The organism is Pseudomonas sp. LFS074, assembly GCF_047978165.1.
GTDB classification, from domain to species: domain Bacteria; phylum Pseudomonadota; class Gammaproteobacteria; order Pseudomonadales; family Pseudomonadaceae; genus Aquipseudomonas; species Aquipseudomonas putida_P.
This window is the reverse complement of the sequence record NZ_JBFPFV010000001.1, coordinates 972,131-996,818: the sequence shown is the minus strand read 5'-3', so window position 1 is coordinate 996,818 and position 24,688 is coordinate 972,131. Positions and strand designations below refer to the sequence as shown.

The 24,688-nt window shown below is 61.9% G+C and carries 27 protein-coding genes and 1 tRNA gene; 5 read left to right on the top strand and 23 right to left on the bottom strand.

The window, feature by feature from the left end; genetic code table 11:
* Positions 1-32: 32 nt before the first annotated feature.
* The 10 genes from iscX to trmJ form a co-directional block, all read right to left on the bottom strand.
* On the bottom strand, positions 33-233 hold the full coding sequence (iscX, locus tag ACNQP3_RS04575) for a Fe-S cluster assembly protein IscX (RefSeq protein ID WP_003248529.1): 201 nt from the start codon (positions 231-233) through the stop codon (positions 33-35).
* Between the two features lie 10 nt (positions 234-243).
* Positions 244-585, bottom strand: coding sequence for an ISC system 2Fe-2S type ferredoxin (gene fdx, locus ACNQP3_RS04570; RefSeq protein WP_012270595.1), 342 nt, complete (start codon positions 583-585; stop codon positions 244-246).
* A 3-nt stretch (positions 586-588) separates the two neighbouring features.
* A complete protein-coding gene (gene hscA, locus ACNQP3_RS04565; protein ID WP_179028165.1) occupies positions 589-2,451 on the bottom strand; it encodes a Fe-S protein assembly chaperone HscA in 1,863 nt (620 codons plus the stop codon).
* A gap of 42 nt (positions 2,452-2,493) precedes the next feature.
* Positions 2,494-3,015 carry a co-chaperone HscB gene (gene hscB, locus ACNQP3_RS04560; protein WP_060493217.1) on the bottom strand — a complete coding sequence of 174 codons (522 nt, stop codon included), beginning with the start codon at positions 3,013-3,015 and terminating at the stop codon, positions 2,494-2,496.
* An 8-nt stretch (positions 3,016-3,023) separates the two neighbouring features.
* Complete coding sequence (iscA, locus tag ACNQP3_RS04555; RefSeq protein WP_003248536.1) at positions 3,024-3,347, bottom strand: iron-sulfur cluster assembly protein IscA; 324 nt, start codon at positions 3,345-3,347, stop codon at positions 3,024-3,026.
* A gap of 25 nt (positions 3,348-3,372) precedes the next feature.
* Complete coding sequence (gene iscU, locus ACNQP3_RS04550; RefSeq protein ID WP_003248539.1) at positions 3,373-3,759, bottom strand: Fe-S cluster assembly scaffold IscU; 387 nt, start codon at positions 3,757-3,759, stop codon at positions 3,373-3,375.
* A gap of 46 nt (positions 3,760-3,805) precedes the next feature.
* Positions 3,806-5,020, bottom strand: a complete 1,215-nt coding sequence (locus ACNQP3_RS04545; protein ID WP_060493218.1) for an IscS subfamily cysteine desulfurase — start codon at positions 5,018-5,020, stop codon at positions 3,806-3,808.
* A gap of 46 nt (positions 5,021-5,066) precedes the next feature.
* The gene (iscR, locus tag ACNQP3_RS04540; RefSeq protein WP_008092572.1) at positions 5,067-5,558 is read right to left on the bottom strand and encodes a Fe-S cluster assembly transcriptional regulator IscR; all 492 of its coding nucleotides are present in this window, start codon (positions 5,556-5,558) and stop codon (positions 5,067-5,069) included.
* A 179-nt stretch (positions 5,559-5,737) separates the two neighbouring features.
* The gene (gene cysE / locus ACNQP3_RS04535; protein ID WP_012270590.1) at positions 5,738-6,523 is read right to left on the bottom strand and encodes a serine O-acetyltransferase; all 786 of its coding nucleotides are present in this window, start codon (positions 6,521-6,523) and stop codon (positions 5,738-5,740) included.
* 3 nt (positions 6,524-6,526) lie between these two features.
* Positions 6,527-7,282: a tRNA (cytosine(32)/uridine(32)-2'-O)-methyltransferase TrmJ gene (gene trmJ, locus ACNQP3_RS04530; RefSeq protein ID WP_012270589.1), complete on the bottom strand. Its 756-nt coding sequence runs from the start codon at positions 7,280-7,282 to the stop codon at positions 6,527-6,529.
* 151 nt (positions 7,283-7,433) lie between these two features.
* Between trmJ and suhB the strand changes: the two genes are divergently transcribed.
* The gene (gene suhB, locus ACNQP3_RS04525) at positions 7,434-8,252 is read left to right on the top strand and encodes an inositol-phosphate phosphatase (protein WP_012270588.1); all 819 of its coding nucleotides are present in this window, start codon (positions 7,434-7,436) and stop codon (positions 8,250-8,252) included.
* A gap of 107 nt (positions 8,253-8,359) precedes the next feature.
* Here suhB and ACNQP3_RS04520 read toward each other — a convergent pair whose 3' ends face one another.
* From ACNQP3_RS04520 to queA, 6 genes are all read right to left on the bottom strand, one after another.
* Positions 8,360-8,902: a glycine zipper 2TM domain-containing protein gene (locus tag ACNQP3_RS04520; protein ID WP_041166378.1), complete on the bottom strand. Its 543-nt coding sequence runs from the start codon at positions 8,900-8,902 to the stop codon at positions 8,360-8,362.
* Positions 8,903-9,020: 118 nt separating this feature from the next.
* Positions 9,021-9,929 carry a protein translocase subunit SecF gene (gene secF, locus ACNQP3_RS04515; RefSeq protein WP_012270586.1) on the bottom strand — a complete coding sequence of 303 codons (909 nt, stop codon included), beginning with the start codon at positions 9,927-9,929 and terminating at the stop codon, positions 9,021-9,023.
* 10 nt (positions 9,930-9,939) lie between these two features.
* Positions 9,940-11,802, bottom strand: a complete 1,863-nt coding sequence (secD, locus tag ACNQP3_RS04510; RefSeq protein WP_012270585.1) for a protein translocase subunit SecD — start codon at positions 11,800-11,802, stop codon at positions 9,940-9,942.
* Positions 11,803-11,865: 63 nt separating this feature from the next.
* Complete coding sequence (gene yajC, locus ACNQP3_RS04505) at positions 11,866-12,201, bottom strand: preprotein translocase subunit YajC (RefSeq protein WP_003248556.1); 336 nt, start codon at positions 12,199-12,201, stop codon at positions 11,866-11,868.
* A 42-nt stretch (positions 12,202-12,243) separates the two neighbouring features.
* Positions 12,244-13,359 (bottom strand): tRNA guanosine(34) transglycosylase Tgt, encoded by a 1,116-nt coding sequence (gene tgt / locus ACNQP3_RS04500; protein ID WP_014589748.1) that lies wholly within the window; start codon positions 13,357-13,359, stop codon positions 12,244-12,246.
* A gap of 14 nt (positions 13,360-13,373) precedes the next feature.
* Positions 13,374-14,423 (bottom strand): tRNA preQ1(34) S-adenosylmethionine ribosyltransferase-isomerase QueA, encoded by a 1,050-nt coding sequence (gene queA, locus ACNQP3_RS04495; RefSeq protein ID WP_012270583.1) that lies wholly within the window; start codon positions 14,421-14,423, stop codon positions 13,374-13,376.
* 106 nt (positions 14,424-14,529) lie between these two features.
* Here queA and ACNQP3_RS04490 point away from each other — a divergent pair.
* Positions 14,530-14,614 (top strand) — tRNA-Leu (locus tag ACNQP3_RS04490).
* A 122-nt stretch (positions 14,615-14,736) separates the two neighbouring features.
* Here ACNQP3_RS04490 and ACNQP3_RS04485 read toward each other — a convergent pair.
* The 3 genes from ACNQP3_RS04485 to ACNQP3_RS04475 form a co-directional block, all read right to left on the bottom strand.
* Positions 14,737-17,232: a TonB-dependent siderophore receptor gene (locus tag ACNQP3_RS04485; protein WP_264316839.1), complete on the bottom strand. Its 2,496-nt coding sequence runs from the start codon at positions 17,230-17,232 to the stop codon at positions 14,737-14,739.
* A 101-nt stretch (positions 17,233-17,333) separates the two neighbouring features.
* Positions 17,334-18,275 (bottom strand): FecR domain-containing protein, encoded by a 942-nt coding sequence (locus ACNQP3_RS04480; RefSeq protein ID WP_060515059.1) that lies wholly within the window; start codon positions 18,273-18,275, stop codon positions 17,334-17,336.
* A complete protein-coding gene (locus ACNQP3_RS04475; RefSeq protein ID WP_041166377.1) occupies positions 18,275-18,778 on the bottom strand; it encodes a sigma-70 family RNA polymerase sigma factor in 504 nt (167 codons plus the stop codon). The genes ACNQP3_RS04480 and ACNQP3_RS04475 overlap by 1 nt, the downstream gene beginning before the upstream one ends.
* Before the next feature lie 304 nt (positions 18,779-19,082).
* Between ACNQP3_RS04475 and ACNQP3_RS04470 the strand changes: the two genes are divergently transcribed.
* The 3 genes from ACNQP3_RS04470 to ACNQP3_RS04460 all read left to right on the top strand — a co-directional run bounded on the left by ACNQP3_RS04470 (position 19,083) and on the right by ACNQP3_RS04460 (position 21,298).
* Positions 19,083-19,730 (top strand): trypsin-like peptidase domain-containing protein, encoded by a 648-nt coding sequence (locus tag ACNQP3_RS04470; protein WP_041166376.1) that lies wholly within the window; start codon positions 19,083-19,085, stop codon positions 19,728-19,730.
* 103 nt (positions 19,731-19,833) lie between these two features.
* A complete protein-coding gene (locus ACNQP3_RS04465; RefSeq protein WP_012270578.1) occupies positions 19,834-20,313 on the top strand; it encodes a GNAT family N-acetyltransferase in 480 nt (159 codons plus the stop codon).
* A 97-nt stretch (positions 20,314-20,410) separates the two neighbouring features.
* The gene (locus tag ACNQP3_RS04460; protein ID WP_012270577.1) at positions 20,411-21,298 is read left to right on the top strand and encodes a bestrophin family protein; all 888 of its coding nucleotides are present in this window, start codon (positions 20,411-20,413) and stop codon (positions 21,296-21,298) included.
* 14 nt (positions 21,299-21,312) lie between these two features.
* Here the strand turns inward: ACNQP3_RS04460 and phnE are convergent, their stop codons facing one another.
* The 4 genes from phnE to ACNQP3_RS04440 are packed head-to-tail and all read right to left on the bottom strand — an operon-like array spanning position 21,313 to position 24,558.
* Entirely contained in the window at positions 21,313-22,080 is a 768-nt protein-coding gene (phnE, locus tag ACNQP3_RS04455; RefSeq protein WP_012270576.1) for a phosphonate ABC transporter, permease protein PhnE, read from the bottom strand.
* Positions 22,077-22,904 carry a PhnE/PtxC family ABC transporter permease gene (locus ACNQP3_RS04450; protein WP_012270575.1) on the bottom strand — a complete coding sequence of 276 codons (828 nt, stop codon included), beginning with the start codon at positions 22,902-22,904 and terminating at the stop codon, positions 22,077-22,079. The genes phnE and ACNQP3_RS04450 overlap by 4 nt, the downstream gene beginning before the upstream one ends.
* The gene (locus ACNQP3_RS04445) at positions 22,898-23,707 is read right to left on the bottom strand and encodes a phosphonate ABC transporter ATP-binding protein (RefSeq protein WP_060494632.1); all 810 of its coding nucleotides are present in this window, start codon (positions 23,705-23,707) and stop codon (positions 22,898-22,900) included. Before ACNQP3_RS04445 ends, ACNQP3_RS04450 begins: the two co-directional genes overlap by 7 nt.
* Positions 23,704-24,558: a putative selenate ABC transporter substrate-binding protein gene (locus ACNQP3_RS04440; protein ID WP_012270573.1), complete on the bottom strand. Its 855-nt coding sequence runs from the start codon at positions 24,556-24,558 to the stop codon at positions 23,704-23,706. Before ACNQP3_RS04440 ends, ACNQP3_RS04445 begins: the two co-directional genes overlap by 4 nt.
* Positions 24,559-24,688 lie beyond the last annotated feature (130 nt).

The window sequence follows — 24,688 nt, the reverse complement described above, 5'->3', positions numbered from 1 at the left end:
TTCTGGGGGATTGCCTAACCTGCAAGTGACGCTTAGTCGGCTTCGTCGATCCAGGCAGCCTGGATGGCCTCGAGCACTTTCTCACCGCCGCGTGACGGATCGTCGCTGAATTCTGGCAATGCCAGCACCCAACGGTGCAGGTCTACGAAATTCACATAACGAGGATCGACCTCCGGCTTGCTTTCTGCAAGCTGGATTGCGATCTCAAGTACATCAACCCATTTCAGACTCATGTACAGATCCTCAGTGCGGTGCTTCGGCAGCGTGGTTGAGCGAATACTTGGGGATCTCGATGGTCAGGTCTTCGTCAGCGACGACCACCTGGCAGCCAAGGCGCGACTGCGCTTCCAGGCCCCAGGCCTTGTCCAGCATGTCCTCTTCCAGCTCGTCGGCTTCTTCAAGCGAGTCGAAACCCTTGCGTACGATGCAGTGGCAAGTGGTGCAGGCCTTGACACCGCCGCAGGCGCTTTCCATCTCGATGTGATGATCGTGGGCCAGTTCCAGGATGTTGGTCCCGGTCGGCACCTCCACGGTCAGCCCTTCCGGGCAAAACTTCTCATGCGGCAGGAATGTCACCAGCGGCATCGGTTACTCCTCGATCTCATTCAGGTTGCGCCCGGCCAGTGCGGCTTTGACCGTCGAATCAAGGCGACGGGCGGCAAAAGCATCGGTCACCTGCGACAGACGCTTGGTCTGTTGCTCGATGGCAGCGCCATCGGTGCCGGCCAGCAAATCACGTAGTTCTTGCATCTGGAATGCAATGGCGTCGCGCTCGTCACTGCTGAGCAGGCGTTCGCCATCGGCGTCCAGGGCGCCCTGTACCGCTTCGAGCAGGCGCTCGCCGTCCACCTGGTGCTCGCGCAACTGGCGGGCGTGCTTGTCGGAACCGGCATGCTCGAAGGAGTCTTTCAGCATGCGGGCGATTTCGCCGTCGGTCAGGCCATAGGACGGCTTGACCTGGATACTGGCTTCCACGCCCGAACCCAGCTCGCGGGCGGCGACACTGAGCAGGCCATCGGCGTCCACCTGGAAGGTAACGCGAATTTTTGCCGCGCCGGCCACCATGGCCGGAATACCACGCAGCTCGAAGCGGGCCAGCGAGCGGCAGTCGCTGATCAGCTCGCGCTCGCCCTGCAGCACATGGATCATCATGGCCGACTGGCCATCCTTGTACGTGGTGAACTCCTGGGCGCGGGCCACCGGAATGGTGGTGTTGCGCGGGATCACCTTCTCCATCAACCCGCCCATGGTTTCAAGGCCAAGCGACAACGGGATGACATCGAGCAGCAGCAGTTCACCACCTTCACGGCGGTTGCCAGCCAGGGTGTCGGCCTGGATGGCGGCGCCGATGGCCACCACCTGGTCGGGGTCGATCGACGTCAACGGGGTGCGCCCGAACAACGCGCCCACGGCTTCACGCACACGCGGGACGCGAGTCGAACCACCGACCATGACCACGGCGCTGACTTCTTCCAGCTCGACGCCACTGTCGCGCACGGCGCGGCGGCAAGCCTTGAGGCTGCGGGCAACCAGCGGTTCGATCATGGCTTCGAAGGCGGCGCGGCTCAGCTCGCCCTGCCAGGCGCCATGGCTGACACTGACCACATCGGTGTCAGTCAACGCTTCCTTGGCCGCGCAGGCGGTTTGCAACAATGCGCGCTGGGTAGCTGGGTCCAAGTCGGACGACAAGCCAGCCTGCTCGATGATCCAGCCGGCAATGGCGTGGTCGAAATCGTCGCCACCCAAGGCGGTATCACCACCGGTGGCAAGCACTTCGAAGACACCAGCGGTCAGGCGCAGGATGGAAATATCGAAGGTGCCGCCGCCCAGGTCATAGATGGCCACCACGCCTTCGGCGTTCTGGTCCAGGCCGTAGGCCACTGCAGCCGCAGTGGGCTCGTTGAGCAGGCGCAGCACGTTCAGCCCCGCCAGGCGCGCAGCGTCCTTGGTGGCCTGGCGCTGGGCGTCATCGAAATAGGCGGGCACGGTAATCACCGCACCTACCAGTTCGCCACCCAAGGTCGCTTCGGCGCGCTCGCGCAGCACCTTGAGGATATCGGCAGACACTTCCACCGGGCTTTTCGGCCCTTGGACAGTGTCGATGAACGGCATGTGCGACTCACCACCAACAAAGCGGTATGGCAGCTGCTCGCCCAGTTGCTTGACGTCGGCCAGGCCGCGCCCCATCAGGCGCTTGACCGACAGCACGGTGTTCAGCGGGTCGCTGGAAGCGGCATCACGCGCGGCCTGCCCCACTTCGTTGCGCCCTTCGAGGTAGCGCACCGCGGACGGCAGAATGACGTTACCCTGCGCGTCAGGCAGGGGCTCGCTACGACCGCTGCGCAATGCAGCGACCAGAGAGTTGGTGGTACCCAGGTCGATCCCCACCGCCAGGCGGCGCTGGTGCGGCTGAGGGCTTTGACCGGGTTCGGCAATCTGCAGTAGGGCCATGCTTATCTGAATACCTTAGGTGCCATCACGGGCAGCACCGGGTTAATCGTCGAGGCGCTCTTCCAGTTGGCGCACTTCTTGGGCGAGCTTGTCGAGGAACTGCATGCGGCGCATCAGGCGCTCGGCCTTGTCGCGCTCGCCTGGGGCATCCCAGCAGGCGGCAAAGTCCTCGTTCAGCGTGTCCTGGGCAACCTTCAGGCGCTTCTTGAACACACCGACACCATCAAGGTCGGCTTCGTCCTGCAGCTCTTCGAGCTCTTCACGCCACTGCATCTGCTGCAGCAGGAAGTCGGGGTCGTGGACCGTGACCTCCTGGGGCACTTCGTGGCCGCTGATGGCCAGCAGGTAGCGCGCGCGACGCGGCGCACTGCGCAGCGTCTGGTAGGCGTCGTTGAGGGCCGCGGATTTTTCCAGCGCTATACGTTGCTCTCGCTCGGAGGCGTCGGCAAAGCGGTCGGGATGGACTTCGCGGGCCAGCTCGCGATAGCGAGTGGCCAGCTTGTCGAGATCCAGGCGGAAGCTTGGCTGGAGGTCAAACAATGCGTAATGACAAGGAGTACCCACAGCCAGCCTCAAACGTTGAAGCTTTCGCCGCAGCCACACTCACCGCGCACGTTGGGGTTGTTGAACTTGAAGCCTTCGTTCAACCCTTCCTTGACGAAATCCAGCTCGGTGCCGTCGAGGTAGACCAGGCTCTTGGGATCGATGATCACCTTGACGCCGTGGTTTTCGAACACCTGGTCTTCGTCCGCCAGTTCGTCGACGAACTCCAGCACGTAGGCCAGGCCCGAGCAACCGGTGGTGCGCACGCCCAGGCGAATGCCCTCACCTTTGCCGCGCCCGTCGAGGGAGCGGCGAATGTGGTTGGCGGCGGCTTCTGTCATGCTGATAGCCATCAGAACTCCTTACCTCGCAGGCGACTTAGATCAAGCCTTTCTTCTGCTTGTAATCGCGCACGGCTGCCTTGATGGCATCCTCGGCGAGTACCGAGCAGTGGATCTTGACCGGCGGCAACGCCAGTTCTTCGGCCAGCTGGGTGTTCTTGATGGTTTCGGCTTCGTCCAGGGTCTTGCCCTTCATCCACTCGGTGGCGAGGGAGCTGGAAGCGATGGCCGAACCGCAGCCGTAGGTCTTGAACTTGGCGTCTTCGATAACGCCTTGCTCGTTGACCTTGATCTGCAGACGCATCACGTCACCGCACGCTGGGGCGCCGACCATGCCGGTACCGACATCCGGGTCCTCGGCATTCATCTTGCCGACGTTGCGTGGGTTTTCGTAGTGGTCGATGACCTTTTCACTGTATGCCATGGTGCAATTCCTTCCTCATCAGGGAGCCGCTCTTGCCGGCGACTGCTTAGTGGGCGGCCCACTCGATCTTGGAGATGTCAACGCCGTCTTTGTACATGTCCCACAGCGGCGACAGCTCACGCAGTTTGTTGACGGCCTCGCAGACTTTCTGCGCGGCGTAGTCGACTTCTTCTTCGGTGGTGAAACGGCCGAAGGAGAAGCGGATCGAGCTGTGCGCCAGCTCGTCGTTGCGGCCCAGAGCGCGCAGTACGTACGACGGCTCCAGCGATGCCGAGGTGCAGGCCGAACCGGACGATACGGCGATGTCCTTCAGCGACATCAGCAGCGATTCACCTTCGACGTAGTTGAAGCTCAGGTTCAGGTTGTGCGGAACACGGGCAGTCTGGCTGCCGTTGACGTACAGCTCTTCAAGGTCCGAGACCTGCTTGAAGAAGCGGTCGCTCAGGGCCTTGATGCGCGCGTTTTCCGCAACCATTTCCTGCTTGGCGATGGCGAACGCTTCGCCCATGCCGACGATCTGGTGGGTTGGCAGGGTGCCCGAACGCATGCCGCGCTCATGGCCGCCACCGTGAATGATGGCTTCCAGGCGTACACGCGGCTTGCGGCTGACGTACAGCGCACCGATGCCTTTAGGGCCGTAGACCTTGTGAGCCGAGAACGACATCAGGTCGACCTTGAGCTTTTGCAGGTCGATTTCGACCTTGCCGGCCGACTGGGCGGCGTCGACGTGGAACAGTACGCCGCGCGAGCGGGTCAGCTCACCGATGGCGGCGATGTCGTTGATCGAGCCAACTTCGTTGTTCACGTGCATCAGCGAGACCAGGATGGTGTCGTCGCGCAGCGCCGCCTCTACCATGGCCGGGGTGACGATGCCGTCTTCGCCTGGCTCAAGGTAGGTGACTTCGAAACCTTCACGCTCCAGCTGGCGAGCGGTATCCAGGACCGCCTTGTGCTCGATCTTGGAGGTGATGATGTGCTTGCCCTTGGTCTGATAGAAGTGCGCGACGCCTTTGAGTGCGAGGTTGTCGGACTCGGTAGCACCGCTGGTCCAGACGATTTCGCGCGGATCGGCATTGATCAGCTCGGCAACCTGGCGGCGACCGTTCTCGACCGCTTCTTCGGCTTTCCAGCCGAATACGTGGGAACGCGAAGCCGGGTTACCGAAGTTCCCGTCAACCAGCAGGCAGTCGGCCATCTTCTGGGCCACGCGTGGGTCGACCGGGGTGGTCGCGGAGTAATCAAGGTAGATCGGCAACTTCATTTGTCTCTCCTATCAGGCGGTGGCGTCGCTCGTCGTCCCAAAGGGATCAATCGACGGCGGACGTCTCAATCTTGTCCAACTGGGCGGTTCGGCCTGCGACACGACGCAGGTCCTGGCGCTGGGCGACTTCCTGCACCTCACGGCGCATGACGAGGTCGGCCAGGCTGATGCCGCTGAGGAATTCATGGATCTGCTGGCTGAGGTCGCACCACAAGTGGTGGGTCAGGCAGGTATCACCGGCATGGCAGTCCCCGAGACCCTGGCAGCGGGTAGCATCGACCGATTCGTTGACCGCATCGATGACCTGGGCCACCTGGATGGTTTCCATGCCTCGCGACAGCTGATAGCCACCGCCTGGACCGCGCACACTGGAAACCAGGCTGCTGCGGCGCAGCTTGGCGAACAGCTGCTCCAGATAAGAGAGGGAAATGCCCTGGCGCTCGGAAATGTCGGCCAAAGACACCGGCCCATGCTGCGCGTGCAACGCCAGGTCAAGCATGGCGGTCACGGCGTATCGGCCTTTGGTAGTCAGTCGCATGGCTATTGGGTACCACGGGAGTTTCGGGATGTGTGCGAGTATGCGATTCCCGAGCATTTAAGTCAACTATTAGACCTAGTGCTTTAGTCGGGTTTGGCATCGGGAGGCGGGCGCGATTGTAGCAGACGAGGGGCGTGAGCACACGCCCCGTATGTCACTATGATTTCAGTGCGGCGCAATCAATGCGACTGAGTGTCGCGCTTGGCCACCAGGGCGGCTTCGGTGAAGTCATCCTCCGGCAAGGCCGGCAGCTCCTTGGCACAGTAGTCACTGCCCATCTTGGTCAGGGCACCGCACATACCCTCCAACCGCTCGTCGACCGCCTGCAGATGATCGAGCATCTGGCCGATGGCACGCGCCACCGGGTCGGGCATGTCGCCGCTGACACCGTAGGCATCGAAGCCGATCTTCTCGGCCATGGCCTTGCGCTTGGCCTCGACTTCGGTGTCTTCGCTCTTGACGATGATTCGCCCAGGAATACCCACCGCCGTGGCCCCGGCCGGCACCGCCTTGGTCACCACGGCGTTGGAGCCGATCTTGGCCCCGGCACCGACGGTGAACGGCCCCAGCACCTTGGCCCCCGCCCCTACCACCACACCGTTTTCCAGGGTGGGGTGGCGCTTGCCTTTATTCCAGCTGGTACCGCCCAGCGTCACACCCTGGTAAAGGGTGACGTCATCGCCAATTTCGGCGGTTTCGCCAATGACGATGCCCATGCCGTGGTCAATGAAAAAGCGCCGACCGATGGTGGCGCCGGGATGGATCTCGATGCCGGTCAGCCAACGGCCAAAGTTCGACACCAGGCGGGCCAGCCATTTGAAATCACGCTTCCACAGGGCGTTGCCCAGCCGGTGCAGCCAGATGGCGTGCATGCCGGGGTAGCAGGTGAGCACCTCGAAGGCATTGCGCGCAGCCGGGTCACGGTGGAATACGCTTTGAATATCTTCACGCAGGCGTTCGAACATCTATCAGTCCTTCCGTTTATGCGGCTCGCCCCGGACCACTTTCTGGGTCTCGGTCAGGATGCCGCGCAAAATGCTCATTTCCGAACGCTCGACCGCCACCCGCCCATACAGCCGGCGCAGGCGCGGCATCAGGTGCTTGGGCTTTTCGGGGTCGAGGAAGCCGATGCCCACCAGGGTTTTCTCCAGGTGGTCGTAGAACAGCTCCATTTCGTCCATGGTCGCCAGCTCGGTGGCGTCAACCTTCTCGACTTTTTCGGGTGCTTCACCGGCAGCCAGCCAGGCCATGCGCACCTCGTAAGAGAGCACCTGCACAGCAGCGGCCAGGTTCAGCGAACTAAAGTCGGGGTTGGAGGGAATGTGCACGTGGAAGTGACATCGCTGCAGTTCTTCGTTGGTCAGGCCGGCGTGCTCACGCCCGAACACCAGGGCGATCTCCTCGCCGCCATTGGCATGCTCCACCGCCTTGGCCCCGCACTCGCGCGGGCCGATCAACGGCCAGGGAATGCTGCGCTCGCGGGCGCTGGTGCCCATCACCAGGTTGCAGCCGACCAGTGCCTGTTCGAGGCTGTCGACCACCAGGGCGTTATCCAGCACATCGTCGGCGCCCGATGCACGGGCGCTGGCATCCACGGCGGGGAATTCTTTCGGCTGCACCAGCACCAGACGCGACAAGCCCATGTTTTTCATGGCACGCGCAGCGCCGCCGATGTTGCCGGGGTGGCTGGTATTGACCAGAACAACACGAATATTTTGCAGCAAGGTGTTGTGCTCACAGATGCAGGAATCAAGGCCTTCGATCTTACAGAACCGACAGACGTAACGCTATGAAAGCAAATGTGACACTTCTGCCGCCAAAGTTTTCTGCTAGAATGATCGGCTTTCTTCTTTAACATCTCCAGGTGACCCGCCCATGCAGCCTATGCTGAATATCGCCCTGCGCGCCGCTCGCAGCGCCAGTGAACTGATTTTCCGCTCCATCGAACGCCTGGATAGCATCAAGGTGGACGAGAAAGAGGCTAAGGACTACGTTTCCGAGGTTGATCGTGCCGCCGAGCAGAAAATCGTCGACGCGCTGCGCAAGGCCTACCCGAACCACTCCATCCAGGGTGAAGAGACGGGCATGCACGCGGGCACCGGCGAAGAAGGCAAAGACTACCTGTGGATCATCGACCCACTGGACGGCACCACCAACTTCCTGCGCGGCATCCCCCACTTCGCCGTCAGCATCGCGTGCAAATACCGCGGTCGCCTTGAACACGCCGTGGTACTCGACCCAGTACGCCAGGAAGAATTCACCGCCAGCCGTGGCCGTGGCGCCCAACTCAACGGTCGTCGCCTGCGTGTCAGCTCGCGCACCAGCCTGGAAGGCGCCCTGCTCGGTACCGGTTTCCCGTTCCGTGACGGCCAGATGGCCGACATGGACAACTACCTGGGCATGTTCCGCGCCCTGACTGGCCAGACCGCCGGCATCCGCCGTGCAGGCTCCGCCAGCCTGGACCTGGCCTATGTGGCCGCTGGCCGCTTCGATGCCTTCTGGGAGTCGGGCCTGTCGGAATGGGACATGGCAGCTGGCGTACTGCTGATCCAGGAAGCCGGCGGCCTGGTGAGCGACTTCAACGGTGGCCACGACTTCCTCGACAAGGGCCACATCGTTGCAGGCAACATCAAGTGCTTCAAGGCCGTGCTGACCGCTATCCAGCCGCACCTGCCAGAAAGCATGAAGCGCTAACCGCAGATTGCCGAAACGCAAAAAGCACCCCTCGGGGTGCTTTTTTTGTGCCCGGCGCCCTCTCCCCCGGCTTTGCGCGATACTTGCGGGGGCAAACGGCGTACGGCTTACTGACCCGCTTCGCTCAGGATCAACTTGCCATTCTTGTCCAGCGGAATGGTCGAGCCCGGCTCACGGTCCATCTTCACCTTGCCTACCTGATCACCAATGGAGTAGGTGACGTTGTAGCCCACCACCTTCTCACTGATGTCGTTGACCGTGTTGCAGCGGGTTTGCGTGGTGGTGTAGGTGTCACGCTCCTGCATGCCCTCCTGCACCTTGTTACCGGCATAACCACCACCTACCGCACCAGCCACGGTGGCGATTTTCTTGCCGGTACCGCCACCAATCTGGTTACCCAGCAGGCCGCCGGCAATGGCACCCACCACGGTACCTGCAATCTGGTGCTGGTCCTTGACCGGCGCTTGGCGTGTGACGGCGACGTCCTTGCAGACCTCGCGCGGGGTTTTTACCTGCTGTTTGATCGGCTGCACGTCGGTAACCTGCGCATACTCAGGCCCCTTGTTGACCAAGCTGTAGGTCGCGACAGCACCTCCGGCAGTCACACCGACAGCACCCAGTACCGCACCCACCAGCATTGATTTGTTCACATGAACCTCCTGATCATACTTGCGGGTCCCACCCGCTTCTCCCAGCCTTGGAGCAAAAAAAAAGGCGCGAGTTCAATACTCGCGCCTTTCGGGCCGCCAAACGGCGTGGAACAGAAGCTTATGGACGCTCGTCCACGCCCTCTGCCTTGGTCGGCGGGATGAGGTCTTCGCTGTTCAGGTTCAGCCAGATCAGTACCACGTTGGCGATGTAGATCGACGAGTAGGTACCGGCCATGACGCCGATGAACAAGGCCAGCGAGAAGCCGAACAGGTTGTCACCACCAAAGAACAGCAGCGCGGCAATGGCCAATAAGGTCGAAACCGAGGTAGCGATGGTACGCAGCAGGGTCTGGGTGGTGGAAACGTTGATGTTCTCGATCAGCGAGGCCTTGCGCATGACGCGGAAGTTCTCACGCACACGGTCGAACACGACGATGGTGTCGTTCAACGAGTAGCCGATGATCGCCAGCACCGCTGCCAGCACCGTCAGGTCGAAGGTGATCTGGAAGAACGACAGGATACCCAGGGTCACCACCACGTCATGGATCAGCGAGATGATCGCACCCACGGCGAACTTCCACTGGAAGCGGAAGGCCAGGTAGATAAGGATGCCGCCCAGGGCCAGGAGCATGCCCATGCCACCCTGGTCGCGCAGCTCTTCACCCACCTGCGGGCCGACGAACTCGACACGCTTGAGGGTTGCCGGGTTGTCGCCGCCAGCCTTCTGCAGCGCGGCAGCTACCTTGTTGCCCAGCTGTGGGTCATCGCCCGGCATACGCACCAGCAGGTCGGTGGTAGCGCCAAAGCTCTGCACCACCGCCTCGTGGAAGCCCGAATCGACCAGCTCGGCCCGCACCGCCTTGAGGTCGGCCGGGCGCTCGTAGGTCAGCTCGATCAGCGTACCACCGGTGAAGTCCAGGCCGAAGTTCAGGCCTTTCTGCCACCAGCTGAACAGCGCCAGCACGGTGAGGAGCACGGTAATGGCGAACGCGACATTGCGTACGCCCATGAAATTGATGGTTTTCATCGCAGCTCCCTCAAACCCACAGCTTCTTGATGTCACGCCCGCCGCAGGTCAGGTTGACCATTGCACGGGTCACCATGACGGCGGTGAACATCGAGGTGAAAATCCCGAGAGACATGGTGACCGCAAAGCCCTTGACCGGGCCGGTCCCCATGGCGAACAGGATGCCGCCGACCAGCAGGCTGGTCAGGTTGGCGTCGATGATCGCGGTGTAGGCGCGGTTGAAACCTTCGTGGATGGCGCGCTGCACCGACATGCCGGCTTTGAGCTCTTCGCGAATACGCGAGAAGATCAGCACGTTGGCGTCCACCGCCATACCCATGGTCAACACGATACCGGCGATACCCGGCAGGGTCAGGGTGGCACCCAGCAGCGACATCAGCGCCAGCAGCAGCACCATGTTGCCCGCCAGGGCGATGGTGGCGATCACGCCGAAGCCGCGGTAGATGGCGATGATGAACAGCGAGACGAACAACATGCCCCACAGCGACGCATCGATACCCTTGGTGATGTTGTCAGCACCCAGGCTTGGGCCAATGGTACGTTCTTCAGCGAAGTACATTGGCGCGGCCAGACCACCGGCACGCAGCAGCAGGGCCAGCTCCGACGATTCGCCCTGGCCGTTCAGGCCGGTGATGCGGAACTGGCTGCCCAGCGGCGACTGGATGGTCGCCAGGCTGATGATTTTCTTCTCTTCCACGAAGCTTTGTACGGCAACGTCCTTCTCGACGCCGTCGACGGTCTGCTTCACATAGCGAGTGACCGGCTTCTGCTCGATGAAGATCACCGCCATGCTGCGACCGACGTTGCTGCGGGTAGCGCGGCTCATCAGCTCGCCACCGTGGCCATCCAGGCGGATGTTCACTTGCGGGCGGCCGTGCTCGTCAAAGCTGGCCTGGGCGTCGGTAACCTGGTCACCGGTAATGATCAGGCCGCGCTCGACCGGGGCGGAACGGCCGCCTTCACGGAACTCGAACACTTCGGTAGTGGCCTTGGAAGCGCCCGGCTCGGCACCGAAGCGGAACTCCAGGTTGGCGGTTTTACCGAGGATACGCTTGGCTTCGGCAGTGTCCTGCACACCTGGCAGCTCGACCACGATGCGGTTGGCGCCCTGGCGCTGTACCAGCGGCTCGGCCACGCCCAGCTCGTTCACGCGGTTGCGCACGGTGGTAAGGTTCTGCTTGATCGAGTATTCGCGGATCTCGGCGACTTTCGCCTGGGTCAGCGCCAGACGCAGCACCGCAAGCTCGTTGCGCTCGGTGGTGGTCAGGTCGAAATCATTGAAATTCTTGCGGATCAGGACACGTGCCTGTTCGCGGGTAGCATCGTCAGCGAAGCCCAGCATGATGCCGCCATCCTGCTGAGGCAGGCTGCGGTAGCGGATGCGCTCTTTGCGCAGCAAGGTCTTGACCTCGCCTTCGTAGACTTTCATGCGGGCAGTCATGGCCTTGTCCATGTCCACTTCCAGCAGGAAGTGCACACCACCGGACAGGTCCAGGCCCAGCTTCATCGGGCTTGCACCCAGGTTGCGCAGCCATTGCGGGGTAGTCTGAGCCAGGTTGAGGGCCACGACGTAATCATCGCCCAGTGCCTTGCGCACGACATCTTTGGCTGGCAGTTGGTCTTCCTGATTGGTCAGGCGGATCAGCCCGCTGCCCTTCTCACCCAGGCTGGCGCCCTTGACGGTGATTTTGGCATCGACCAGCGCCTTGCTGACGCGATCGAGGTCGGCCTGGTTCACCTGCAGCGCCGAGCTGGCACCGCTGATCTGTACTGCCGGGTCATCCGGGTAAAGGTTGGGAGCGGAATAAATGAAACCGACCACCAGTACCAGCACGATCAGTGCATATTTCCACAGAGGGTATTTGTTCAGCATCACGCCGCCCGTTCAAGACGCGGGGCGCGTTGCGCGCCCCGACTGGAAAATAAAACCGGTAACTCAGATAGCCTTGAGCGTACCTTTTGGCAGGGTCGCAGCGATCGCGCCCTTCTGGAACTTCAGCTCGACGGTGTCGGACACTTCCAGTACCACGAAGTCATCGGAAACCTTGACGATCTTGCCGGCGATGCCGCCGTTGGTGACAACTTCGTCACCCTTCTGCAAGTTGCTCAGCAGGTTCTTCTGCTCTTTGGCGCGCTTGGCCTGTGGGCGCCAGATCATCAGGTAGAAGATGACCAGGAAACCGACCAGGAAGATCCACTCGAAGCCGGTACCGGCTGGGCCAGCGGCAGGTGCTGCAGCGTCCGCGTATGCGGCGGGGATGAAGAAGCTCATTGGGCACTCCTAATGTAATTTTCTAATAATGGATGCGGACAGTCAGTCCAAGGGCGGAACAGGAAGCCCGCGCTTGGCGTAGAAGGCGTCGACAAAGGCGGCCAATTTACCCTGTTGAATAGCCTCGCGTAAACCGGCCATCAAGCGCTGGTAATGGCGCAAGTTGTGGATGGTATTCAGCATGCTGCTCAGCATTTCGCCGCACTTGTCCAGGTGATGCAGATAGGCGCGCGAGAAGTTGGTGCAGGTGTAGCAGTCACAGGTCGGATCCAGCGGCGATTCATCATGGCGATGGAACGCATTGCGGATCTTGATCACCCCTGTATCGACGAACAGATGACCGTTGCGCGCGTTACGCGTCGGCATCACGCAGTCGAACATGTCGACGCCGCGGCGCACACCCTCAACGAGATCTTCCGGTTTGCCTACCCCCATAAGGTAACGAGGTTTGTCAGCAGGCATCTGGCCCGGCAGGTAGTCCAGCACCTTGATCATTTCGTGCTTGGGCTCGCCCACCGACAGGCCACCAATGGCCAGGCCATCGAAACCGATGTTTTCCAGGCCTTCGAGCGAGCGCATGCGCAGGTCCTGGTACATGCCGCCCTGAACGATGCCGAACAACGCCGCGGTGTTGTCGGCGTGAGCGTTCTTCGAACGCTGAGCCCAGCGCAGCGACAGCTCCATGGAGGTGCGCGCCACATCGTGCTCGGCCGGGTACGGGGTGCACTCGTCGAAGATCATCACCACGTCCGAGCCCAGGTCACGTTGCACCTGCATCGACTCTTCAGGGCCCATGAACACCTTCGAGCCATCGACCGGCGAGGCGAAGGTCACGCCCTCTTCCTTGATCTTGCGCATGGCACCCAGGCTGAACACCTGGAAGCCACCGGAATCGGTGAGGATCGGGCCTTTCCACTGCATGAAATCGTGCAGGCCGTTGTGCTTCTTGATCACCTCGGTACCTGGGCGCAGCCACAGGTGGAAGGTGTTGCCGAGGATCATCTCGGCACCAATGGCCTCGATATCGCGTGGCAGCATGCCCTTGACCGTGCCATAGGTGCCCACCGGCATGAACGCCGGGGTTTCCACGGTACCGCGTGGGAAGGTGATGCGACCACGACGGGCCTTGCCGTCGGTGGCCAGCAGTTCGAAGGACATTCGACAGGTGCGACTCATGCTTGATCCTCGGGGCCGCGTGGCGCCGGATTGCGGGTGATGAACATGGCATCACCGTAACTGAAGAAGCGGTACCCGTGCTCGACCGCCGCCGCGTAGGCGGCCATGGTCTCGGGGTAGCCGGCGAAGGCCGAGACCAGCATCAGCAGCGTGGACTCCGGCAGGTGGAAGTTGGTGACCAGGGCATCGACCACATGGAACGGCCGGCCCGGGTAGATGAAGATGTCGGTATCGCCACTGAAGGCCTTGAGCACGCCATCGCGCGCGGCGCTCTCCAGCGAGCGCACGCTGGTGGTGCCGACCGCAACCACTCGACCACCACGGGCCCGACAGGCCTCGATGGCATCGACCACATCCTGGCCCACTTCGAGCCATTCTTTATGCATGTGGTGGTCTTCGATCTTGTCGACCCGCACCGGCTGGAAGGTGCCGGCGCCCACGTGCAAGGTGACGAAGGCTCGCTCGACGCCCTTGGCGGCGATCTTTTCAAGCAGCGCCTCGTCGAAGTGCAGGCCTGCGGTAGGCGCGGCGACCGCACCGGCGCGCTGGGCGTACACGGTCTGGTAGCGTTCACGGTCGGCGCCCTCGTCGGGGCGGTCGATGTACGGCGGTAGCGGCATGTGGCCGACGCGGTCGAGCAGCGGCAGCACCTCTTCGGTGAAGCGCAGTTCGAACAGCGTATCGTGGCGCGCGACCATCTCGGCCTCGCCACCGCCATCGATGAGGATGACCGCGCCCACTTTCGGCGCCTTGCTGGCACGCACATGGGCCAGCACCCGGTGGCTGTCGAGCACGCGCTCGACCAGCACTTCCAGCTTGCCGCCGGAGGCTTTCTGGCCAAACAACCGCGCTGGGATCACCCGGGTATTGTTGAACACCATCAGGTCGCCGGGGCGCAGGTAGTCGAGCAGGTCGGGGAATTGCCGGTGCGAAAGCGCGCCGGTCGGCCCATCGAGCACCAGCAGACGGCTGCCATGGCGCTCGGCCAACGGGTGGCGGGCGATCAGGGAATCAGGGAGTTCGAAGGAGAAATCGGCGACGCGCATGATGATGTTCGGTTCGGCAGGGCCGGGAAGTTTAGCCCAATGTGTGAAAATTGACCATGAAAGCCGATTGACCGACCAGCGGCAGCTCTCTATACTGCGCGCCACTGCCCTGATGGCGGAATTGGTAGACGCGGCGGATTCAAAATCCGTTTTCGAAAGGAGTGGGAGTTCGAGTCTCCCTCGGGGCACCAAAATCCGGAAAAAACCGACCTTATGGTCGGTTTTTTTTCGCCTGCACTTTGTTGAACTGCTGCCTCAGCAAATCCCTGTAGGATCGGGCACGCCCACTCCCACAGCTCAATCGTGGCTGGCTTTAGAAATCCGCTCGCAGGGTCAAGGTGTAATTACGCGGATCTCCGTAGTAGTTGGCCGCATACAGCCAACCGACGCTGGAGAAGTACTTCTTGTCGAACAGGTTGTTGCCGTTCAACGAAACGCTGAGGTTCTTGTTGATCTGGTAGGCCACCCGAGCGTTCCAGATGGCGTACCCCGCCTGCTCGATCTTCCCTACCCCGTCCGTACCACCAAAGTTGCCGTGGTAGTTGCGGCTCTGGATGTTGGCGCCAGCACCCACGGTCCACGGGTCCAGTTCGCCAGGCAAGTTGTAATCCGCCCAAAACCGGAACAGGTGCTTGGGCGTATAGGTGTTGAAGGTGCCGCCGGCCTCCGACTCGCCATCGGCTGGGTCGTTGCGGTACTCGGTATGGGTGTAGGTGTAGCCAGCGAACAATTGCAAGCGGTCCAGCACTTCACCGCTGATTTCGGCATCGAAACCTTGGGTGCGCACCTTGCCACCCGCTACGTAGCAATTCTCGCCGCCATTATCGCCGCACAGAGTGGCCTGGGCGCGGTTTTCCTGGTCGACCTGGAACAGCGCGAAGCTGGTATTGACGCGGCCGTCGAACAGTTCGCCCTTCAGCCCCATCTCATAATTGGAGCCGACGATAGGTTTCAGCGGCGCGTTGTCCACGCTCAGCTCGGTCTGCGGCTTGAAGATATCGGCGTAGCTCAGATAAGCCGACCATTGCTCGTTCAGCGCATAGATCAGGCCACCATAGGGGGTGAACTCACCGCTTTCCCGCGAATGAGCCGGGGTTGGCGACACACCGTTGAACCGGTTTAGCTCATAGTCGTAGCTGTAGTTGCTGCTACGCCCGCCGAGCACCAACGTCAGCGGGTCGCTGAGTTTGTAGCGAGTCACCGCGTAAATGCCGCTCTGGCGGATATTGGCCTTGGAAGTACCGGGGTAGGTGTTGGTCCCTTCGGCACCCAATAGCTGATCCATGGTCGGGCGCTGTGGCGAAACCGGGTCGTAGATGTTCATCGGGCCCAGGTTGATGAAGCCGCCTTGCAGGTCGTCAGTCTGCAGATCGCTGGCATTGGCCCCCACCACCACTTCGTGCTCGCGGCCAAATGCACGCCACTTGCCGGTCAGGTTGATGTCGCCGCCCTTGTTGATGTTTTCGAAGTCGTACAGGTAGGCACGCGAACGCATGCCGTTACCGGTAGCCGGGTCTACAGCGCCGCGGCCAAAGCTGTAGAGGATGTAGTTGGTTTCGCGCATGTAGCTGCCAGAAGCTTTCAGGCGCCAGTCTTCGTTGAAATCGTGGGTAACATCGGCGAAGTAGGTGGTCTGTTTGTTATCCCACTTGTTCCAGTCGGCACCGGTGTAGGTGGACCGGCTGACGTTGACCGCACTGCCATCCTTGTTGCGCGGCAGGCCGCTGAAGAACGGCGTTGAGTGCAGGTCTTCCACGCTGGCGCCCGCCGCTACCGTGGTGCGGTCGCTGAGGTCGTATTCAAGGATGCCGTAGAGTACGTTCTTGCGGCTCTCGGCAGTGTCGTAGAAGTAGTTCTGGTCTTCATGGCCTGCCACCAGGCGGCCGCGTAGCGAGCCGTCGGCGTTGAGCGGGGCACTGCCGTCGATGGTCTGCCGGTAGGTGTCCCACGAACCGGCGCTGGCGGTTACCGACAACGAAGGCTCGGCTTTCGGCCGCTTGCGCACCAGGTTGATGGCCGCACCAGGGTTGCCGCTGCCCTGCAGCAGCCCGTTGGCGCCGCGCAAGATTTCGACACGGTCGTACAGCAAGGTGTCGGAGGTGAAGCTGCTGCCGATTGCATAGTAGCGGCGATCGAGCGGCACGCCGTCGTACTGAATGGTTTCCACCTCGAAACCACGGGAGTAGATGTACTTGCCGCCCGATGGGCTCTGCAGGGTGGTGATGCCAGTGGTCTTTTCCAGCACTTCATCCAGCGTGTCCAGGCGCTGGTCGTCCATGGCCTTGCGCGTGACCACGCTGACCGACTGCGGAACATCCTTGAGGCGGTGGGTGCCTTTGCCGATGGTGACGGCATTGGCGGTATAGCTGCCCGAGCCCTCGGTGGTTGCATTGTCCTGGATACCGTTGATATTCAGCGGCTCCAGGTTAAGCGCCTCGCCACCAGAAGCCGCGCTCAGCGGCAAGGGCTGCAGGCCATAGACGTTATTGCCGCGACGCACGGCTTGCAGGCCGGTGCCCGCCAACAAATGCTGGAAACCTTCCTCGATACCGTATTGCCCCTGCAACCCAGGGCTAGAAAGGCCACGGGTCAGCTCCGAGGTATATTGCAGGGTAAACCCTCCCTCACTGGCGAAGCGGGCAAGCACCTGGGCCAGGCTGCCAGAAGCGATGCTATAGGCTTGTGGCGCCTGGACGGATGCGGCCTGGGCGTGCACGCCAGCACCCAGCAAGGCGATGGCCAGCGCACTCAGGGCGAGCGCACGTCGATAACCAGGCACGCGAGCGTTGCCCATGCTGCGATCGGTCATGACGACCGCTGAAGAAGAGCGAATCATTGAGAAATTGTCCCTTTATGTGTGGCAGTTTCACAGGTAAGGACTGATGAGTTTCAAGATCGGGCCAATTCTCATTAACGTTTGTTCACGGTAACCCAGTAGCGGGTGCGGTAATCCACCTGAACCGGCAACGTGGCGGGCAGCGCAGCCAGGATGGCGTCGGTGTTTTCCAGCTGGAAAGCGCCGCTGATCAGTAGTTGCGCCACATCGGATTGGCAGCGCAGCCAACCTGGCCGATAACGCCCCAGCTCACCGAGGAACTCGCGCAGCGGCATCTCGTCGACCAGCAGTTGCCCACGAATCCATTGGCTGTCTTGTTCCCGCGCAGGGGTCACGGCCCCCTGCCCTGCTGCATCGAAAGTGACTTGCTGGCCGGCGTCGAGGGTTTGCCGTGGGCCATGGCTGGGCGTGACAAGCACCGCCCCTTGAAATACGGTCAGTTGGGTCGCCCCCTCGCGCTGGCGGACCAGGAAGCGCGTACCCAAGGCCTCCAGCAACCCCTGCTCGCTGGCAACCCTAAGTGGCCGATGCTGAGGGCTGCTGCTGTCGCGCCCGCTGTCTATCAGGATCTCACCACGACGCAGACTGATCAGGCGCTGATGCGCATCGAAATTCACATCCACCGCAGTATCGGTATTGAGGTCGAGCAATGTGCCGTCGGCCAGCGTCAGCTGTTTGTGCTGGCCCACGTCGGTTGCATAAGCGTTCTGCGGTGCAAGCTGGCGATAACCCACATAGCCAAGTGGCGCGACGATGGCCAACGCCAACAACTGTTTCATCACCTGGCGGCGCTCGCGGTTCAAGGTGCCCATGGCCAGTTGTGGCGGCAGCAGGCCCAGCTGCGCTTGCACCCGCAACGCTTTCTGCCAGGCCCGCTCATGCTCGGGCGCAGCCGAACGCCAGCGGTTGCAGGCAGCACGCTGGGCCGGGCTGACGGCGTCTTCGAGCATCAGCATGTGCCAATTGGCTGCTTGCCGAGCCACTTGCGCAGTGATTCGAGGCTGTTGGTTGGGCATCAGAAGTCTTCTTCGAACAGGATGCAGGCTTGCAGGGCGTTGGCCATGTGCCGCTTGACCGTGCGCTCGCCAATGCCCAGGCGGCGTGCCACCTCGATGTAGGTCAAGCCCTCCAACTGCACCAGCAGGAACACCGAGCGCACCACCGGTTTGAAGGTGTCGAGCAGTGCGTCCAGTTGCTGCAGGGTTTCGCGCATGGACCACTGCTCTTCGGCGGACAGCGCGAACAGCTCGGGAAGTTGCTCGAGCATCTCCAGGTAGGCGCGTTCCAGTGACTGACGGCGGAAATGGTCGTAGACCAACCGCCGGCTCACCGTTGCCAGGTAGGCGCGGGGGCGCTGCAGGCTCAGCTTGGCGCCGGCCTTCTGCTGGGCCTGAAGAATACGCAGGAAGGTATCTTGTGCCAGGTCGGCAGCTTGCGCCGAGCAGCCCAACCGGCGGTAGAGCCATTGCTTGAGCCATCCATTGTGCTCGACATAGACCTGACTCAGATCGTCGTTCATCACGGGTATCCCTCCGGGCGAGGACAGCACCTTAAATGATAACGATTATCAGATCAATTATTCATTGAATGCGCCTTCACAGCGGCCGCAGCGCCATCAGGATTTGACGCCGCACCAATGACTTCAGGGCTTGCAGCCATACCTGCAATCTATTGGTCGCACACAGGATTAGCTCTTAAGCTGTCATTCATCGGATATATGCCGAAAGTATTGTTAGAGTAATAGCACTTAGCCATAGTTGCGCTCCCATTTCTCCACCCCCGTGTGTCTCATGAAAACAATCGCGCCCTGCATGGCGGCAATGATGCTGCTCAGTGGGTGCAATGGAGTGCCAACGTCGTACGTTTCAGATCCTGTCTACAACCAGGCTTTCGTGGTCACCTCCGGTGCCCCACTGCCGATGTTGCTGATGGCCAGCGCCATCCAGTGGAACGAGGATTACGCAGTAACCGCCAAACACACCCCCTTCCTGCGCAACGTGGTCCACGAGGGCCTCGGCGATGTGGTGTTCTTCAAGCACAAGGCCAGCAGCGTGCCGCTGTGGCGGCAGTACGTGCCGGGGGAAGCGGTGACGGCGGTAGGTTTCAACAGTTTGATGATGCCGATGCAGGGCAAGGGCCATGCCCTGCCGTCGTTGGTTCGGCTGGAAGGTACACCGGGCAGCGTCTTCTACTCGGTGCATGACGGCCCGATCACCAAGGGCATGTCGGGCGGGCCGGTGTTCGCCGATGATGGCAAGGTGGTGGGCATCAACGTCGCCATCATTCCCACCCGCGAGATCGACGCCGGCAAGCGCCCAGACCTGGCCGGCAAGGCGCGCATCAGCGTATTCATGTCGTTCAACGAAATCGACAAGGAATGGCGGCGCTATCAGTACCTGCTGGCGCACAAGGCCAAGCCCCAGGCACCGGCTTCGGTCAAAGGCTACGTGGCGGTGGCGGCCAAACCTTGAGTTGAATATGCCGATGCAAAGCGGCTTATGATGCAAGGCTGATGACCTGTTCGTGGGCTTGCCCGCCAATAGGGCCTACCCGCCAGCGCACGAAGGACCTGCCATGCATCTGACCCACCGCCCTGTCCGGCCTGAGGACATCCCTGTCATCTGCGGCTTCCCGCAGAGCCCGGACGAACTGTTCTACATGTTCCCCAAAGCCACCTACCCACTCACTCCCGCACAGTTGAGCGACGCCGTCGCCCAACGCAGCGGCTCCACAGTGGTGGAAGGCAACGGCGCAATTCTGGCCTTTGCCAACTTCTACAAAGCCGAACATGGCGGCGTATGTGCATTGGGCAACGTGGTAGTGGCACCTGGCGCCCGTGGCCACGGTGTAGCACGCTACTTGGTGACCGCCATGGTCGATCTGGCTCGGGAGCAATTCGCAGCCCAAGAACTGTGGGTGTCCTGCTTCAACCACAACACAGCGGGCTTGCTGCTTTATCCACAACTGGGCTTTGTGCCGTGCGGCATCGAGCAGCGGCAAGCGTGGGACGGCACACGGGTGGCATTGGTGCAGATGAAACAAATATTCAGCTAGTAAGATACGTTTGCTCACACACCTCGACGAACAGCACCGAACCATGCCCCCGCCTCGACGTCCGATCCTGCATCCCCTGCGTTTCGAGGCCCTCCGCGTGAAAGACATCATCACTCGCAAGTACCGCCTGGTCGTGAAGACCATCGGCTACATCGGCTGGTCGCTGTTCTGGCTGTTGATCTGGGATGTGCTGGTCACCATCGATTTCATGCTGTTCTTCAACAGCAAGTTCACCCTGCCGCTGATCCCGTTGACCTTGCTGGGTTCAGCGCTGGTGGTGCTGGTGAGCTTTCGCAACAGCAGCGCCTACAACCGCTGGTGGGAAGCCCGCACGCTGTGGGGGGCGTTGGTGAACGGTTCGCGCAGCTTCGCCCGGCAGACATTGACCCTGATCGATGACCCGGATGAAGGCCCGAACCCGGTCAAAGCTACCCTGCTGCGCCGGCATATCGCTTATGTGAACTGCCTGGCGGCGCACTTGAAGGGCGAAAAATGCCCGGACGAACTGATGGCCTTCATACCGCCAGGGGAGTTCGAACGGCGCAACCGCTCGAACAACTTCGCCAACGACATCCTCGGCGGCTCGGCGGCCTTGCTGGCGCGTGAATACCAGGCCGGGCGGCTGGACAGCATCCGCCTGGCCCGGCTGGAATCGACCCTGGTGGACCTGTCCAATGCCCAGGGCGGCATGGAGCGGATTGCCAACACACCGCTGCCCTACCCCTATGTGTATTTCCCACGGCTTTTCATCACCCTGTTCTGCTTGATCGTGCCGGTAGGGCTCGTGGAGTCGCTGGGCTGGTTCACCCCCCTGGCGTCGACGGTAGTTGGCTTCATGCTGCTGGCTATCGAGCGGATCGGGACTGATTTGCAGAGCCCGTTCAGGTTCAGTGAGCACCAGATTCAGATGGACACCATTTGCGAAACGATCGAGCGCAACCTGGAGTCGATGCAGCGGGAGGCGCAGCATGGGGAGCTGGCTTAGGGCCCGGTTATTGGTCAGGCCCGCACGTAACGCTGGCGCAGCACATCGCTCAACGCGTCCACCAGCAACACCAGCACCAGCATCCCGATAATCACCGTACTGGCCTGGGCCTCCTGGAAAAGGCTCAAGGTGGTGTACAACATCTGCCCCAACCCACCGGCACCGACAAACCCCAGCACGCTGGCCATGCGGATGTTGTTTTCCCAGCGGTACAAGCTGTAGGCCAGCAACTGCGGCCACAGGTTGGGCAAGGTACCAAAGCAGAACGCCGCCACCTGGCTACCGCCCTGCAGGCGGATCGCCGCCGCAGGCTCCGGCGGCGCATTTTCCAAGGCCTCGGCAAACAAGCGCCCCAGCACACCAGCGGTGTGCAGCGCCAAAGCCAGGGTACCGGCATTGGGCCCAAGGCCGGCCGCCAATACCGTCAGCGCGGCCCACACCAGCTCTGGAATGGCGCGCAGAGCATTCAGCAGCAACCGCGCGGCGCCCTGCAACGGCCAACCGAAGCGGCCAGCCGCCGGCAGCGCCAGCAACATCCCCAATACCATCGCCAACAAGGTGCCCAGGCCAGACATGGCCAGTGTCTCCAGCGCCCCACGCCATACTGCCTTCAGGTGCCCGGCAGACAGGTCCGGGTGCAGAAAACGCCCGGCGTATTCGCCCATCTGCCCCAGCCCGCCGTTGCCGACCAGGGCTTGCAGGTCCAGCTCCAGGTAAGTGAACGAAGCCACCACCGACGCCACGATTGCAGCCAGCAGCAACAGGTTGATCACCCGGTTCATGCCAGCCTCCAGCGCAACAGGCGGCTCAGCAGGTCGGCCAGAATCACCAACAGCAGGAACGTCAGCAGCATGCTGGCTACCTCCGCACCCGCGAACATGCGCATCGACAGGTCGATCTGCTGCCCCAGGCCGCCAGCGCCGACAAAGCCCATCACCACCGAAGCCCGCACCGCGCATTCCCAGCGGTACACGGTGTACGACACAACTTCGGAAGCGGCATTGGGCAGGATGCCGTATAGAAACGCCGCCAGCCGGCCACTGCCCGCCTGCAACAACGCGTGGGCCGGACGCTGGTCCACCGATTCGAAAATCTCGGCGTAAACCTTGCCGAGCATGCCGCTATAGGTGATGGCGATCGCCAGAACACCCGCCGTCGGCCCCAGCCCCACGGCCCGTACGAACAACAGCGCCCAGACAATTTCCGGCACGCTACGCAGGAAAATCAACAACCCGCGCACCGGCAGGCGCAGCAGCCGCGACCACAACCCAGCGCGACCTCCACGAGAGGCGGCGCGCAACGACAAGGCGCGGCTGGCCAGCAGCCCTGTCGGGACTGCAAGCAGCAACGCCAACGCCATGCCAGCGGTGGCCACGGCCAGGGTCTGCAGCGTGGCTTCATACAACAGCGCGATAAAATCAGCATCATGTGCCGGCGGCCAGAAGGCGCTAGTGAAACTGGCGATCTGCTGACGGTTGTCCGCCTGCAACAGCACCCAAGGGTTCAGTTCGCTCAACTGGATACCCGGCCATAGCACCGCCACGGCCAGCAAGGCCAGCAGCAACCGTGGCAACGATGCCGGGTCGCGGGCGTCGGCCCTCAACATCTCGGGATCTGCACGGTCAGGGTAGGCCCCTGGGTTGGTGGCGAAGCCAGTTGTTCGTTGGCGTACAGTGCATCGAGCATGTGCTCGGTAACCGCTTGGGCCGGGCAGTCGAATACCACCTGACCTTCACGAATACCGATCACCCGCGGGAAATGCGCCAGCGCCAACTCGACGGCATGCAGGCTTGCCACCAGGGTCACGCCGTTAGCCTGGGCATGGCGATTGAGCAAGGCCAGGCTGTGATCGGCCAGCACCGGGTCCATGGCCGACACCGGCTCGTCGGTCAACAACACCTGCGGCCGCTGATACAACGCGCGGGCAATGCCCACCCGTTGCAACTGGCCACCCGACAATTGCCCACACTGCACGAACAGCTTGTCGGCCAGGCCCAGCTCGGCCAACACCTGGCGCGCACCCGGCACATCGCTGGGGTATAGCAGGTTAAGCAAACCGCGCAGCACACCCCACTGCCCCAGGCGGCCAGCCAACACCGCTGTCACCACCCGCTGACGCGGCGGCAAAGGCGGCGCCTGATGCACCAGGCCAACCCGCGCGCGCAGGCGCTGACGAGCCCTTGCCGACAACGCCCAAGGCTGCTCACCGAGCAGTTCCAGGCGCCCGCCGCTGGGCTGGATGGCCGTGGCCATCACATGCAGCAAGCTGGACTTGCCCGCCCCCGACGGCCCGATGATGGCGATGCGTTCACCCTGCCCGATGCGCAGGCTGATCGTTTCAAGCGCACGTACCTGGCCATGGCGCAGGCTGGCAGCGTGCAGATGGATTGCCACGTTCGAAGCGGTCACTTGAGCAGGCCGGCCTCGCGTGCGGCTTGTTCGGTGCCCACGTAGTTCTCAGGCTTGGTTTCGATGAAGCGGCTGGCGGCCTGCAGGTCGAGGATCGCCTTGTGCTCCGGGTTGGCCGGGTCAAGGCCAAGGAAGGCTTGCTTGATCTTCTCTTTCAACGCCGGGTCCATGTTGCCGCGCACGGTCCAGTTGTAGTCGAAGTAGGTCGGGGTGGTGGCGAACACTTTCACCTTGCTGGTATCGACCTTGCCTGCATCCACCAGCTTCTGCCACACACTGGCGTTGAGCACGCCACCATCGACCTTGCCAGCCTGTACCCAGGCCACGGTGGCGTCATGGGCGCCGGAATAGGCAACGCGGCTGAAGTACTCTTCAGGCTTGATGTTGTCTTGCTTGAGCATGAAGTAACGCGGCATCAGGCTGCCCGACGTGGACGAAATGGAACCAAAAGCAAACGACTTGCCCTTAAGGTCCGCCAGGCTTTTCACGTCGGGGTTGGCAGTGATGAACTTGGAGGTGAACTGCGCGTCCTGTTCACGCTGCACCAGCGGTGTGGCGGTTGGGTCCTTCAAGTGCACCTGGACGAACGTGAAGCCGCCCAGCCAGGCCAGGTCGAGGCGGTCCGCGGCCAGCGACTCGACCACCGCCGGGTAATCGGCCACCGGTACGAACTTCACGTCCATGCCCAACTGCTTGGCCAGGTATTCGCCCAAGGGCTTGAACTTGCGCTGCAGTTCGGTCGGTGCTTCGTCGGGGATGGCGCTGACCCGCAAGGTTTCAGCGGCCTGAACGACAACGGCGCAGCAAGACAACACAAGGCCGGCGGCGAGCGCCAGGGGGCGTTTGAGCATGGGTGTTCTCCGGTTCAATAACGGGACGATGCCAACAAATCCGCCGACAAGTCCGCCGACAGTGGGAATTATAAGAGGCAAAGGCCCAAAGGCCAGCTTTGCTACAATCGCGCAACAATTTGACCTGCTG

What these genes read in the sequence shown, in the direction of transcription:
- yajC (WP_003248556.1), bottom strand. Translation starts at nt 12,201, where the DNA reads ATGAGCTTCTTCATCCCCGCCGCATACGCGGACGCTGCAGCACCTGCC.
- ACNQP3_RS04485 (WP_264316839.1), bottom strand. Translation starts at nt 17,232, where the DNA reads ATGACCGATCGCAGCATGGGCAACGCTCGCGTGCCTGGTTATCGACGT.
- suhB (WP_012270588.1), top strand. Translation starts at nt 7,434, where the DNA reads ATGCAGCCTATGCTGAATATCGCCCTGCGCGCCGCTCGCAGCGCCAGT.
- iscR (WP_008092572.1), bottom strand. Translation starts at nt 5,558, where the DNA reads ATGCGACTGACTACCAAAGGCCGATACGCCGTGACCGCCATGCTTGAC.
- ACNQP3_RS04475 (WP_041166377.1), bottom strand. Translation starts at nt 18,778, where the DNA reads ATGAACGACGATCTGAGTCAGGTCTATGTCGAGCACAATGGATGGCTC.
- cysE (WP_012270590.1), bottom strand. Translation starts at nt 6,523, where the DNA reads ATGTTCGAACGCCTGCGTGAAGATATTCAAAGCGTATTCCACCGTGAC.
- iscA (WP_003248536.1), bottom strand. Translation starts at nt 3,347, where the DNA reads ATGGCTATCAGCATGACAGAAGCCGCCGCCAACCACATTCGCCGCTCC.
- secD (WP_012270585.1), bottom strand. Translation starts at nt 11,802, where the DNA reads ATGCTGAACAAATACCCTCTGTGGAAATATGCACTGATCGTGCTGGTA.
- ACNQP3_RS04470 (WP_041166376.1), top strand. Translation starts at nt 19,083, where the DNA reads ATGCTGCTCAGTGGGTGCAATGGAGTGCCAACGTCGTACGTTTCAGAT.
- ACNQP3_RS04480 (WP_060515059.1), bottom strand. Translation starts at nt 18,275, where the DNA reads ATGCCCAACCAACAGCCTCGAATCACTGCGCAAGTGGCTCGGCAAGCA.
- phnE (WP_012270576.1), bottom strand. Translation starts at nt 22,080, where the DNA reads ATGAACCGGGTGATCAACCTGTTGCTGCTGGCTGCAATCGTGGCGTCG.
- iscX (WP_003248529.1), bottom strand. Translation starts at nt 233, where the DNA reads ATGAGTCTGAAATGGGTTGATGTACTTGAGATCGCAATCCAGCTTGCA.
- hscA (WP_179028165.1), bottom strand. Translation starts at nt 2,451, where the DNA reads ATGGCCCTACTGCAGATTGCCGAACCCGGTCAAAGCCCTCAGCCGCAC.
- ACNQP3_RS04440 (WP_012270573.1), bottom strand. Translation starts at nt 24,558, where the DNA reads ATGCTCAAACGCCCCCTGGCGCTCGCCGCCGGCCTTGTGTTGTCTTGC.
- iscU (WP_003248539.1), bottom strand. Translation starts at nt 3,759, where the DNA reads ATGGCATACAGTGAAAAGGTCATCGACCACTACGAAAACCCACGCAAC.
- tgt (WP_014589748.1), bottom strand. Translation starts at nt 13,359, where the DNA reads ATGTCCTTCGAACTGCTGGCCACCGACGGCAAGGCCCGTCGTGGTCGC.
- ACNQP3_RS04465 (WP_012270578.1), top strand. Translation starts at nt 19,834, where the DNA reads ATGCATCTGACCCACCGCCCTGTCCGGCCTGAGGACATCCCTGTCATC.
- queA (WP_012270583.1), bottom strand. Translation starts at nt 14,423, where the DNA reads ATGCGCGTCGCCGATTTCTCCTTCGAACTCCCTGATTCCCTGATCGCC.
- fdx (WP_012270595.1), bottom strand. Translation starts at nt 585, where the DNA reads ATGCCGCTGGTGACATTCCTGCCGCATGAGAAGTTTTGCCCGGAAGGG.
- ACNQP3_RS04545 (WP_060493218.1), bottom strand. Translation starts at nt 5,020, where the DNA reads ATGAAGTTGCCGATCTACCTTGATTACTCCGCGACCACCCCGGTCGAC.
- ACNQP3_RS04450 (WP_012270575.1), bottom strand. Translation starts at nt 22,904, where the DNA reads ATGTTGAGGGCCGACGCCCGCGACCCGGCATCGTTGCCACGGTTGCTG.
- secF (WP_012270586.1), bottom strand. Translation starts at nt 9,929, where the DNA reads ATGAAAACCATCAATTTCATGGGCGTACGCAATGTCGCGTTCGCCATT.